At 40.7% G+C, this 13,187-nt stretch carries 8 protein-coding genes; 7 read left to right on the plus strand and 1 reads right to left on the minus strand.

What is annotated here, in order from left to right:
* Window positions 1–151 precede the first annotated feature (151 nt).
* From mngA to manA, 3 genes are all read left to right on the plus strand, one after another.
* Window positions 152–2,110 carry a PTS 2-O-a-mannosyl-D-glycerate transporter subunit IIABC gene (gene mngA, locus A6E03_RS07130; protein ID WP_065600512.1) on the plus strand — a complete coding sequence of 653 codons (1,959 nt, stop codon included), beginning with the start codon at window positions 152–154 and terminating at the stop codon, window positions 2,108–2,110.
* Window positions 2,111–2,295: 185 nt separating this feature from the next.
* Window positions 2,296–4,935 (plus strand): mannosylglycerate hydrolase, encoded by a 2,640-nt coding sequence (gene mngB / locus A6E03_RS07135; protein WP_065600513.1) that lies wholly within the window; start codon window positions 2,296–2,298, stop codon window positions 4,933–4,935.
* 92 nt (window positions 4,936–5,027) lie between these two features.
* Window positions 5,028–6,221: a mannose-6-phosphate isomerase, class I gene (gene manA, locus A6E03_RS07140; protein WP_065600514.1), complete on the plus strand. Its 1,194-nt coding sequence runs from the start codon at window positions 5,028–5,030 to the stop codon at window positions 6,219–6,221.
* Window positions 6,222–6,302: 81 nt separating this feature from the next.
* On the opposite strand, the gene A6E03_RS07145 is transcribed toward manA, so the two are convergent.
* Complete coding sequence (locus tag A6E03_RS07145) at window positions 6,303–7,022, minus strand: TetR/AcrR family transcriptional regulator (RefSeq protein WP_065600515.1); 720 nt, start codon at window positions 7,020–7,022, stop codon at window positions 6,303–6,305.
* A 242-nt stretch (window positions 7,023–7,264) separates the two neighbouring features.
* Between A6E03_RS07145 and A6E03_RS07150 the strand changes: the two genes are divergently transcribed.
* The 4 genes from A6E03_RS07150 (at window position 7,265) to A6E03_RS07165 (ending at window position 13,102) form a co-directional block, all read left to right on the plus strand.
* Window positions 7,265–8,338 carry an efflux RND transporter periplasmic adaptor subunit gene (locus A6E03_RS07150; RefSeq protein ID WP_065600516.1) on the plus strand — a complete coding sequence of 358 codons (1,074 nt, stop codon included), beginning with the start codon at window positions 7,265–7,267 and terminating at the stop codon, window positions 8,336–8,338.
* Window positions 8,338–9,399: an efflux RND transporter periplasmic adaptor subunit gene (locus A6E03_RS07155; protein ID WP_065600517.1), complete on the plus strand. Its 1,062-nt coding sequence runs from the start codon at window positions 8,338–8,340 to the stop codon at window positions 9,397–9,399. The genes A6E03_RS07150 and A6E03_RS07155 overlap by 1 nt, the downstream gene beginning before the upstream one ends.
* Window positions 9,399–12,461, plus strand: a complete 3,063-nt coding sequence (locus tag A6E03_RS07160) for an efflux RND transporter permease subunit (RefSeq protein WP_065600518.1) — start codon at window positions 9,399–9,401, stop codon at window positions 12,459–12,461. The genes A6E03_RS07155 and A6E03_RS07160 overlap by 1 nt, the downstream gene beginning before the upstream one ends.
* Before the next feature lie 227 nt (window positions 12,462–12,688).
* Window positions 12,689–13,102: a VF530 family DNA-binding protein gene (locus A6E03_RS07165; RefSeq protein WP_065592358.1), complete on the plus strand. Its 414-nt coding sequence runs from the start codon at window positions 12,689–12,691 to the stop codon at window positions 13,100–13,102.
* Window positions 13,103–13,187 lie beyond the last annotated feature (85 nt).

Consider the following 13,187-nt stretch of genomic DNA (forward strand, 5'->3'; position numbering starts at 1 on the left):
TAAGACAAGTTTTAATGCCAATTTGAATTTAATACATATTTAATACAAGTTGTGGTGGTTGTGATAGTCATCACAGATAAGTTGTATTAAAAAGGTATTATTGTCTCAGTTACCAAATACAAACACTCATTCGTGACATGGGACAAAGGTTATGAAACTGACTACTCTTACAAATAAGTCGCTCATTAATCTGCAGACGACATTTAATAGCAGAGAAGAAGCGATTTATGCACTTGCTGACCAATTAGAACAACAAGGCAAGTTACATAATAAAGATGAATATTTAGAGGCTGTATTTGCTCGTGAAGCAGAAGGCCCAACTGCGTTAGGTGAAGGGTTAGCAGTACCTCACGGTAAAACAGATGCGGTAAAAGAAGCCGCATTTGCTGTTGCAACCTTAACGCGAGATCTAAAGTGGAAAGGCGTTGATGAAGATGAGGACGAAGACGTAAACCTTATTTTCTTAATTGCGATCCCTAATGCAGAAGCGGGTTCTACCCACATGCATTTACTGACGGAATTAACCACAACCTTAGTGGATGATGATGTTCGTGAAGCCGTATTAAATGCCACCACAGCAGAAGAGATTTTTGCTCTGTTTGATGGGCATAAAGAAAAAGACACTGAATCATACAACTTAGATACAAATGCGCCAACAATTGTATGTGTAACTGCGTGCCCTGCAGGCATTGCACACACGTATATGGCTGCGGAATACCTTGAAAAAGCAGGGAAAAAACTTGGTTATAACGTCCATGTTGAAAAACAAGGCGCAAATGGTATTGAAGATCGTATTACTGCCGAGCAACTAAATAAAGCCGTCGCGTGTGTTTTTGCAGCGGAAGTTGCGATTAAAGACGTTGAGCGATTTAAAGGCATTCCACGAGTTGAAACGCCAGTAGCAGAGCCTATTCGTCATGCAGAACGCATTCTTAATGACGCGATAGAAGAAGGTAAAAAAGGGCGTTCTGCCGATTTTGTGGAAGCAACAGACGACAAACCTAAAAAATTACCACTGAAAACAGAATTAAAACAAGCCCTACTAAGCGGTATTTCGTTTGCCGTACCATTGATCATCGCTGGCGGTACAGTGCTTGCGGTTGCTGTTCTTATTGCTCAAATTTTTGACTTACAAGAACTGTACGCGACAGATGGTTCATGGTTATGGATGTACCGTAAATTAGGTGGTGGCTTGCTTGGTACGCTAATGGTTCCAGTACTGGCAGCGTACACGGCTTACTCCCTTGCAGATAAACCGGCGTTAGGTCCAGGTTTTGCTGCGGGTCTTGCGGCTAACTTGATTGGTGCGGGTTTCCTTGGTGGTGTTGTTGGTGGTTTATTAGCTGGCTATGTCATGCGTTGGGTGAAAGAAAATATTCGCCTAGCGCCTGCATTCAACGGTTTCCTTACGTTTTATCTTTATCCTGTGATCGGTACTTTGGTCGTTGGTAGTTTAATGTTATTCGTTATTGGTAAGCCAGTTGCGTTTTTAAACCAAGGTTTAACGGATTGGTTAAACGGTTTGTCAGGTACTAATGCCATCTTACTTGGTGCGGTACTAGGGTGTTTCGTTTCATTCGACTTAGGTGGTCCTGTCAACAAAGCCGCTTACGCCTTCTGTTTAGGTGCAATGGCGAACGGTGTTTATGGTCCTTACGCCATCTTCGGTTCAGTAAAAATGGTATCAGCCTTTACGGTAACGGCGTCAACCATGATAGCGCCTCGTTTGTTCAAAGATTTTGAAATCGAAACGGGTAAATCAACATGGCTACTTGGCCTTGCAGGTATTACTGAAGGTGCGATTCCAATGGCGATTGAAGATCCAATTCGTGTTATCGGTTCATTCCTTGTGGGTTCGATTGTAACGGGTGCAATGGTTGGTGCCGCAGGTGTTGGTTTATCTACACCAGGAGCAGGCATCTTCTCACTCTTCTTATTGCAAGATGGTGGTATGGGGTCATTCATGGCAGCAGCTGTTTGGCTAGGCGCAGCTCTGGTTGGGACGGTGATTTCAACATCAATTCTTATTATGTGGAGAGGCCACGCAGTAAAGAAGGGAAAGCTTGAATTGCAAAAATCTGAAAAAGTAACAGCAGCAACTCAGAACTAACAATAAAACGATTGGAGTATCGGGTTTCCCCCTAAAGTTTCTCGATACTCCTCTCATCTAAACCTCCTAGGTTATCGATACATCATGGGGTTTTAAATGAGAGAGGCTCCACACTCGATTTATTTAAACGACATTAATTTCATTATTGCGGCTGTAAAAGCGGCGAGAAAATCAGGTAAAAAATTATGACTACTACATCACGCGTTCATATTACTCCACACATGCACTGGGATCGTGAATGGTATTTCACAACAGAAGAGTCTCGCATTCTTCTTCTTAATAACATGGAAGAAATCATGACCCGTCTGGAAACGGATCCAGACTACAAATACTACGTATTAGATGGTCAAACTGCGTTATTAGAAGATTACTTTGCGATTAAACCAGAACACAAAGAACGAGTAAAAGCGCTAGTTCAAGCCGATAAATTGATTGTTGGCCCTTGGTATTCTCAAACCGATACGATGCAAGTATCAGGCGAATCGATTGTTCGTAATATGATGTATGGTCTACGAGATTGTTTAGAATTAGGTAACCCAATGAGAATTGGTTACTTACCTGACTCATTTTCGATGAGTTCTCAACTACCAATGATTTATAACGCATTTGGAATTGATAGAACCATGTTTTGGCGTGGTTGCTCTGAGCGTCACGGAACAAATAAAACAGAATTTTTATGGCAATCAAATGATGGCAGTGAAGTAACGGCACAAGTATTGCCATTGGGCTACGCGATTGGTAAGTACTTACCTGAAGATGAAGAAGCACTACGCAGCCGACTAGATACTTATTTTAAAGTATTAGAAAATGCGTCAGTAACCAAAGACATTTTATTGCCAAATGGTCACGACCAGATGCCAATTCAAAACAACATTTTTGAAGTGATGGACACATTGCGTTCGGCTTACCCTGATCGTGAATTTATGATGAGTCGTTTTGAAGATGTGTTTGAAAAAATCGAAGGCATGCGTGATCAACTTGATACCATTAAAGGCGAGTTTAATGATGGTAAGTACATGCGTGTTCACCGCAGTATTTCTTCAACGCGTATGGACATTAAACTTATTCATGCTGAAGTTGAGAATAAGATCGTCAATATTCTTGAGCCATTAGCGTCTATCGCATGGACATTAGGGTTTGAATATCACCACGGTTTGATCGAGAAAATGTGGAAAGAAAGCATGAAAAACCATGCGCATGACTCGATTGGTTGTTGTTGTTCTGACAAGGTTCACGCTGAGATTTTAAACCGCTACATTTTAGCTGACGACATGGCAACTAACTTAATCAATTTCTATAAGCGTAAAATTGTTGATCACATGCCTGCTCGTGAAGGCTGTGACAAATTGGCGTTCTTCAACTTATCGCCTTACGTTCGTGAAGAAGTGATTAACACGACCATTACTATTCGTGCTCAAGAGTTTTCTATTTTTGATGATGAAGGCAATCAAGTTGAGTACTTCATTCAAGACCAACGCGAGATTGACCCTGGTAAAATTGACCGTCAAATTGTGCATTACGGAAACTACGACCCGTTTATTGAATACGACATTCAAATTAATCAAATGGTACCAGCAATGGGCTTTACGACCCTTCATATTCAGGCAAATGAAGAAGGGCGTGTAAAAGTTGCAGCGCAAAAAGATTACCTTATGGAAAATGAGTTCTATCGCATTGATGTGAACACCAACGGCACATTAAGTATTTTCGATAAAGAAACAAAAGAGACGTTTGAGCAAGTATTGCGTTTAGAGGATGGCTCTGATGATGGTGATGAATACGATTATTCACCTTCTCGTGAAGAATGGTTGATTCACTCTGATGAGTTTACCGCAGAAACAAGCATTAAACATGAAGGTTATCAGTCAGTTGCTTCAATCAAGTTACGTATGCAAGTGCCTACTAACTTAGAAGCGCGTGAATCACGTTCAAACCAAGATGCATTCGTTGATATGGATTGCCAAGTGGTATTGAAGCAAGGTTCTCGTCGTATTGAAGTACGTATGGAGATGGATAACCAAGCGGATGATCACCGAGTTCGAGTGTTAATTCCAACGAAATTTGTTACCGACACCGTTGTTGCAGATAATCAATTTGGGGTTATTACTCGCCCAACGAATGATCCTGCGATGGAAGTATGGGAAGAAGAAAAGTGGAAAGAAGCACCAGTCCCTATTTATCAGCTAATGAATTTTGCAGCGCTTGAAAATGGCACCGCAGGCATGGCCGTAATGACCAATGGTCTGCGTGAGTTTGAAGTGATTGCTTCACATAGTGAGCAGCGTGACACGTTAGCATTGACGTTATTTAGAGGCGTTGGCGTGTTAGGTAAAGAGAATTTACTTACTCGTCCAGGTCGTCCATCGGGTATTAAGATCCCAACACCAGATTCTCAAACACGTGGAAAAATAGTGTGTGAATTTGCATTGTTTGGTTTTGCTGGCAATCACATTGATGCAAATGTAATGGCAGAAGCGCGTGATAACGTGACCCCAATTCAGTGTTATAACAAGATCCCATACAACGCAATGAAGCTTAATGTTGGTGAGCAAAATCTACCATTAACATTCAGCTTATTAGAGAAAGAGAAAAAAGGCGCGGTATTAAGTGTGCTGAAAAAAGCAGAAGATTCTGATGCATTAATTTTGAGAGTCTACAACCCTGCGGAATCGGGATCACTAGAAGATAATGTTCGTTTTTCTCAAGATGTGATGTTCTGGAATCAAGTAAGAATGGATGAAGAATTATTAGAGGTACAAACACCGATAGAGCAATTTGGATTGATATCCCCTTGTCAGGCTAAATCGTTCAAAGTGACTTTCTAAGGTTTTTCATTTGAAAGTAAACCTCTTCTTTCATGTTTTGGGAGGAGGTTTACGATTACTTTTCATCATCATTAGAGTAGTAGGCATATATAATGCAAACCAACATATTTAAACTCGACAATGTGATTCAAAACTACGCATGGGGCAGCCAAACCTCTATCCAACAATTGTTTGGAATAGAGAACCAAGAAGGCTTGCCTCAAGCAGAAATTTGGATGGGCGCACACCCAAATGGTTGCTCAAAAGTGGAAGCAACAGGTGAGTTGCTGTCAGAGCTAATTAGAAAATATCCGATTGAAACGTTAGGTCGTTATACGCATCAACGTTTTGGTGATTTACCTTATTTATTTAAAGTATTAGCCGCAGATAAGCCATTATCGGTGCAAGTTCATCCAAAGTTGAGCGATGCAAAGTTAGGCTTTGAAAAAGAAAACCAACAAGGTATAGAGCTGGGCGCGTTTAACCGTAATTACAAAGACGCGAATCACAAACCAGAGTTGGTGTATGCACTGACGTTTTATAGAGCAATGAATGGCTTTCGTCCTATTGCTGAAATGGTGTCTATCTTTGAGCAAGCGAATGTCTCGGTATTATCAGAAGCGGTCACTCAATTAAAAGCCTCGCCAACAAGCAGCAGCTTACAAGCTTTCTTTACTACGGTAATGAGTTTGACAGGTAAAGACAAAACCGATGCATTAGCGCAATTGATTGAAGGCTCTGATACTAAAGCCAAAACCAAAGTAGCGCGTGAAGCGTTTGGTATGGTTGCGGAATTTAGTGAAGAGTTCTCAGACGACATAGGGCTGTTTTCGCCATTAATGTTGAATGTGATTGAACTTGAACCGGGTGAAGCGATGTTTTTACACGCCGCAACACCACACGCTTATGTTCAAGGCACAGGATTAGAGATCATGGCGAACTCTGACAATGTACTAAGAGCAGGGTTAACGCCGAAACACATGGACATTGAAGAGCTGATTTCTCATACCGAGTTCCATTCTATTCCATTTGATGACATTCGTTTACACCCGATAAAAAAAGAGCGTAAACACAGTTACCCAATCCCTGTTGATGATTTTGGTTTTGAAATTATCGAAGTGGTTGAAGAGAGTGCTGAACAATATGTTCGTGGTGCTGAAATTCTCTTTTGTATAGAAGGGGAAGTGATTATTGAAAGTGATGACTCGGTAACGACATTACACGCGGGACAATCGGTCTTTGTGTGTAATAACGCAGATGTTTATAGCTGTAAGGGTAAAGGTACATTAGCCCGAGCATATAACTAGGTATTACGTGTATTTCTAGTTTATGATTTTTAATGTAAAAAGGCTTCTAGTGATAGAAGCCTTTTTATGTTTATAGCATTATTATTCTTGTTTTAATGAGCACTCAACATCAATCAATAATTCACTAAGGTGAGTTGGGCACAGTATATCGTCTTTAGCTACTGAAAACTTAGCCGCCATATTTTGATTAAATAGATTCCAATGTTGCAGTAGCAGTTTTTCATGGTTATCTGCAAATTGTGGCCAGGTTTCAGACATCATTGGCGTTAAGCTTGATGCACCATGAGCAAAAATTAACATTTGCCATTTGGTTTCCCAAATATCGAGCTGCCCATCTGGATTTGCTTGGTTGTACTCTTCAAAAAGATCTTTAAATATCGCTTCAAATTCACACTTAGTTTTTAAGAAGTACTCAAGTAATGCATTGTCATCTTGGCGAATGGCATCAGCAATCATTTTAATTGGCTGTGGGTTCATCAAGGTAAAAGCGGACAGCTTAATAATGAATAGATAAATGCGATAGCTGGGTGTTTTATCGGTTGGTAGTGACTCGATAATCGCATCTAAGTAGCTTTGCATATGTTTATCACAGGCATCACAAATCGCCTTCCAAATCATATCTTTACTACCAAAGTGATGACGAATAAGACTGTGAGAAACGCCCGCTTTTTCACTGATATTACGCAGTGATACACGCTCGTAACCTAGCTCGCCAAACATCGTTGCCGCAACCATTAAGATTTGACATTTTGTTTGTTCAGCAGCTTCGGTACTTCTTTTTCCCTGCTTTTTCTCTGTCATTATTCACCCTTAGTTTGTGCTATTAATTACCAATATATACGTATTAAGTGTTGCTAATAGTTCTGATTTCTGTACAGCCTAATGCGTATTGATGGCCTAAGCATACCAAGTTCAGCACCTAACGCGTACTTAAAAATTCACTTTTCAATTGTTTTACTGCACAAGTGTAAAATATATTGATCTACTTCAAATTAAAACTATACTGCACAGCTGTGTAGTAAATAAAATGAGTGGAGATACTTGTGCGAAAACTAAATATAAAGCGCACATTCCTAGGTGCTGTAATGGCATTAAGTCTGTCAGGAATGCTAACTGGTTGTGAAAAAGCGATATCTGAAACCACAGATATGACAGTTAAGCCTGTAAAACTATTATCGATAAAAGATCTCGCAGTTGCTGATTCTGATGCGTTTCTTGCGCGTATTGATGCGACGTATCGAGCACAATTGTCATTCCAAGTAGGTGGTGCAGTCTCTGATATCAAAGTAAAAATGGGACAAGCCGTAACTAAAGGTGAGTTATTGGCATCACTAGATCCAAATGATTTACAACTGGCATTGGATGCAGCGAAAGCACAGTTCTCATTAGCGAAGACACAATGGAGTCGCGCGAAAAGTTTGTACGGTAAGAAGCTTATTAGTACCAATGATTACGATCAGCGTGAGACACAATATCAAGCGGCATTGGCAAATTACGAGCAAGCAAAAACGGATTTAAGTTATACCGAAATTCATGCGCCGTTCTCTGGCATTATTTCGTATACCTACGTAAAACCACATCAAATTGTGGGTGAGAAACAAGAGATTTTAAATCTGATTGATAATTCAACATTGGATGTGTCGGTGACATTACCTATTAGCTATGTGGATTCAGTTTCTATTCCGGCATTAATCAGCAGTGATATGTGGGTAACCATGGATAATGAGCCTAACAATCAAATTCAAGGTAGATTTAAAGAGATCTCAACGCAGCCTAATTTAGACACGAACAGTTATGAAGCGATTGTAACGATGGCCTTACCTAAAGGGCGTAATCTATTAACGGGTATGACGGGACAAGTTCATATTCCAAAACAGAAAAGCGCTGATTATTTGCAACTACCCCAAAGTGCGTGGGTAAATAAAAACACCAAGCAAGGGCAAGTGTGGTTAATGAATGATGAAACAAATACGGTCACTAAAGCGACGTTACCGTTAAACGAGCAAGGGTTGGTGATATCAGGCTTGAATGCAAATGACTATGTTGTGATTGCTGGCGTTGATAGCCTTGTTGAAGGTCAAACAGTAAAAGCATGGCAACGTGAGGAAGGTATTTAATGAAGCGTTCATTATATTCATTATTGGTACTGAGCCTCTTTATGCTCACGGGCTGCCAAGAAGAAGCGGTAACAGAAACCAGTGAGCCACTTTATATTTCAGGCTTTGCAGTTGGCGCGCCTGTGACTCAACAATTTCGCTCTTTTAAAGGCCAAGTGGTTCCTGCTGAGCAAACCCCGATTGCGTTTCGAGTTACTGGTGAGATCCAAGAGGTATTAGTTAAAGCTGGAGATGTGGTTAAACAAGGCCAACTCATTGCAAAACTAGAAGATAGCAAGGCAAAACAAGCGGTTAATGATGCTAAGGCACAGTATTCGTTAGCGTCAAAACAGTACCAACGCGGTAAAGAATTGAACCGTCGCGCTATGATTTCAAAAGCGGAACTTGATGAATTATTTGCGAATAGAGAACTGGCGCAAGCGACGTATCGTTCAGCAAAAAATCAATTAACGTATACTCATCTTGTTGCGCCATTTAGCGGCAAAGTGCTTGATGTTTATAAAGAGCAGTTTGAACGTGCAGCGGCAGGCGAGCCCATTCTGAATTTGTATCAAAACGATAAAGTGTACGTGCGTATTGATCTTTCAGATAACGTGTTAGCCATGATAAATCCTGAAACCAATCGAGATTCTTACCATCCGGTGACTACATTTGTAGGTTTATCAGGCTCTTATTCTATGGAGTATTTAGAGCACACTAGTGAGCCAAATGCTCAAACTCAAACCTATGAGATGTACTTAACCATGCCTCAACCGAGTACTGAGATTTTGCCTGGCACCAGTGCCACGGTGAATGTGGACATGGTAGAAGCCGGAATAACCTCAATTGATGGCTACCATGTACCCGTAACGGTATTGCAAGCGGGTCAAAAAGCAGGTCTGTTTTATGTGTGGATCATACGTGATGGGCAAGCGGTTAAAGTGCCAGTGACTATTCGCCAAATTAACGGTGAAGGAGCAATTGTGGCTTCTGGTATTACTCAAGGTGATGTTCTTGCCAACTCAAGTTTACGAAAATTACGTGAAGGCAAAAAGGTAACGTTAGTGGAGAATCAACAATAATGAACATTGCTGAATATTCAATAAAAAACAAAGTCATTAGCTGGCTATTCATTGTTATTTTAACTATTAGTGGAATCACCTCATTTTTAGATTTAGGCCGTTTAGAAGACCCAGCTTTTACGATTAAAGATGCGATGATCATCTCGACTTATCCGGGGGCAACCTCAAAAGAAGTTGAAGAAGAGTTAACGTATCCGTTAGAAAAAGCGATCCGTAAATTACCTTATATCGATAAAATCACATCGACTTCCTCTAATGGGATGTCGCAGATCATGGTGAGCATGAAGATGGATTACGGTCCAGATGAGTTGCCACAGATCTGGGATGAAATGCGTCGTAAAATTAATGATTTGAAACCAACTTTGCCTCAAGGGGTTCAATCTTTACAGATCATTGATGATTTTGGTGACGTGTTTGGCGTAATGATGATGCTGACGGGTGACGATTATAACTATGTAGAGTTAAAACGTTATGCGGACACATTAACGCGCGAATTAGAGCTGATTGATGGGGTCGGTAAAATCTCTATCGCGGGTGATCAACAAGAAATGCTGTTTGTTGAAATATCACTCGATCGCTTAGCCGCACTGAATCTAGACATGAACACCGTGGCTGGCCTATTAAACCAACAAAATAACGTGGTTCAGGCGGGTGAAGTATTGGTGAATGGCGAGAGCTTAACCATTCGTCCAAGCGGTACGTTAACCACGATTGAATCGTTAGAAGACTTGATTATTCATGGTCGTGATACGGGTAATTTGATCCGCTTAAAAGACGTAGCGACCATTAGTCGTGGCACACAAGAGAAACCGAGTAATGTGATCCGATTTAACGGGAAAGATGCATTAAATATCGGTTTATCGTTCGCGTCTGGTGTAAACGTGGTCGAAGTTGGTCAGCGTGTTCAAGAAGAGCTAGCGTATTTAGAATCAATAAAACCTGCGGGACTTGAGTTAAGTTATTTCTATAACCAAGCGCAAGAAGTAGATACGTCAGTTCGTGATTTTATCATCAGTTTAGGTGAAGCGGTCGCGATTGTTATTTTGGTTTTATTGTTCGCGATGGGTATGCGAAGCGGCATCATTATTGGTGTTGTTTTATTGTTGACCGTGTTTGGTACCTTCATCTTAATGAGCTACAACAACATTGACCTTCATCGTATCTCATTGGGGGCATTAATTATTGCGCTAGGGATGTTGGTTGATAATGCCATTGTAGTGGTTGAGGGGATTTTAGTTGGCCTCAAAAAAGGGCGAACCAAAGTTCAAGCAGCTGCGGACATTGTAAAACAAACACAATGGCCTTTATTGGGCGCAACAGTGATCGCGATTGCCGCGTTTGCTCCGATTGGTCTGTCTGAAGACGCCACTGGTGAGTTCATGGGCGACTTGTATTGGGTTCTATGTTACTCACTGTTTTTAAGTTGGGTAACGGCTATTACAATCACGCCATTCTTAGCTGACTTGCTATTGAAAGAAGAAGATAAAAATACAGGTGAAGAAGAAGACGCTTACAAAGGGTTCTTATTTACTGCGTTTGGCTCATCACTTAAATTAGCGTTACGCTTCCGTTGGGTAACGGTTGTCTCGCTAGTGGGTTTACTTGTCGTTGCGGTAATGGCGTTTGGTAATGTGAAGCAGCAATTCTTCCCTGCATCAAACACGCCAATGTTCTATGTCGATATGTGGATGCCAGAGGGCACTGATATTCGTGAGACAATTAAGCAATCAGAAGCGGTTGAGAGCTACATTAATAAGCAAGACAACATTGAGTTTGTATCAGCGTCGATTGGTCAAGGTATGCAGCGTTTTGCTCTGACGTATCAACCAGAAAAAAGCTATGAAGCGTATGCACAATTTCAGATCCGAACGACCGATCGTGATGCGATGTTCAGCTTATTAGAAAACCTAACTAATTCATTAGATAAACGTTTTGATAAACCGACATTTCAATTCAAAATGATGGAATTTGGTCCTTCTCCTGCGTCTAAGATTGAAGTGCGTATTTCAGGGCCCGACCCTCAAATTCTGCGTGATTTAGCGACTGATGTTGAAGATATTCTCGCGACAGATTCAGGATCAAGAAACATTCGACATGATTGGCGTGAACGTACTAAAGAGCTAACGCCTGAGTTTAATGAATCGAAAGCGCGTCGTTTAGGGATCTCAAAAGAAGACTTATCAAATACGCTGCAAATGGCATTTGGTGGTAATACATTAGGAATGCTGCGTGATGGCACACATACTCTGCCAATTGTGGCACGTTTGCCAGAAGTAGAGCGTGTGGATTTTGAATCACTGCAAAACGTGAAGATCTGGAGTCCATCATTGCAAAGCTACATTCCAGTAGACCAAGTGATTGATGGGGTGAACCTAGATTGGAGTGATCCTCTTATTCAGCGTCGCGACAGAAAACGCACCATTACGGTAATGGCCGATCATGATTTATTAAGTGATGATACACCTGCAAGTTTGTTAGCGCGTGTTCAACCAAAAGTGTTGGAAATGCCGTTACCTGAAGGGTATGAAATTACTTGGGGTGGAGAATATGAATCATCAAAAGATGCACAAGAGTCTCTATTTGGTTCATTACCAATGGGTTACTTATTCATGTTTATCATTACAATGTTGCTGTTTAACTCGTTTAAAAAGCCGTTAGTGATTTGGTTTACGGTTCCGCTGTCCATCATTGGTGTTGCGTTTGGTTTATTGAGCACCAATATGCCGTTTAGCTTTACCGCGTTCTTAGGTTTATTAAGCTTGAGCGGTATGATTTTGAAAAACGGGATTGTCTTGCTTGATCAAATCAACATTGAATTGGCCTCAGGAAAAGATCCGTACATTGCGATAGTGGACAGTGCGATCAGTCGTGTGCGCCCTGTGAGTATGGCGGCATTAACGACAATATTAGGGCTTATCCCACTATTGTTTGATGCCTTCTTTAGCTCAATGGCAATCACTATCATGGCGGGTTTAGGCTTTGCGACTATTTTGACACTGATTGTAGTGCCGGTAATGTACGCGATTTTATTTAAGATTAAGCCTGCAGAAAGTAACGCATAAACGAATACTGTCTTTGAGTTTATTTTTACTCACCAATCACAATGGCCTTAGGGTTTATTGTGGTTGGTTTTTTACGTTATAATCACCCTAAAGATAGTTACTTATATTTCACGGGTTAATGCTATATTTTGAGTGATAACCCTGTATAATCCGCCGCCTATTTACTGGTAATATCATTGTCTCTCTAAGACAATCATTCACGCGTTAGTTAAACTTAGGAATTCGTTATGACTGAAGAAGAAAGAATTGAACTGCAACAGAACAACCCATTACACGGTCTTAAGTTAGAAATCTTACTGCAAGAGTTGGTTGATCATTACGGATGGGAAATTCTAGACACCGCAATGCGTTTAAACTGTTTCAACACAAACCCGTCAATGGTGAGTAGTGTGAAATATTTGAAGAAAACACAATGGGCAAGAGAGAAGGTTGAAAACTTCTATTTATACCGTTTTAAACGTATGCCTAAAGCGTCTGATCTTGAATATCAAATGCCTCCACGTTCACGCACATTCGCTCATGGTCTTGAACCTCGTGAACCAATGGAATTGACGATTGAATCGATTCTGCTTTCTCAAGCTAAATCAGCGTCAGCGCACCAAGCCCGCTCTCAAAACCGTGGCGGTAACTATCGTCGTTAATAATTAATATAATTTAGTAACAAAAATAATTATATTAACAAACATAAAAAGCCAAATAATATTAAATTATTATTTGGCTTTTTTA

Source organism: Aliivibrio sp. 1S128 (genome assembly GCF_001691065.1).
In the GTDB taxonomy this organism is placed as follows: Bacteria; Pseudomonadota; Gammaproteobacteria; order Enterobacterales; family Vibrionaceae; genus Aliivibrio.

Bases quoted from the DNA above. Each gene is read 5' to 3' on its own strand.
- mngB (WP_065600513.1), top strand. From the start codon at position 2,296: ATGACTACTACATCACGCGTTCATATTACTCCACACATGCACTGGGAT.
- A6E03_RS07155 (WP_065600517.1), top strand. From the start codon at position 8,338: ATGAAGCGTTCATTATATTCATTATTGGTACTGAGCCTCTTTATGCTC.
- A6E03_RS07145 (WP_065600515.1), bottom strand. From the start codon at position 7,022: ATGACAGAGAAAAAGCAGGGAAAAAGAAGTACCGAAGCTGCTGAACAA.
- A6E03_RS07165 (WP_065592358.1), top strand. From the start codon at position 12,689: ATGACTGAAGAAGAAAGAATTGAACTGCAACAGAACAACCCATTACAC.
- manA (WP_065600514.1), top strand. From the start codon at position 5,028: ATGCAAACCAACATATTTAAACTCGACAATGTGATTCAAAACTACGCA.
- A6E03_RS07160 (WP_065600518.1), top strand. From the start codon at position 9,399: ATGAACATTGCTGAATATTCAATAAAAAACAAAGTCATTAGCTGGCTA.
- mngA (WP_065600512.1), top strand. From the start codon at position 152: ATGAAACTGACTACTCTTACAAATAAGTCGCTCATTAATCTGCAGACG.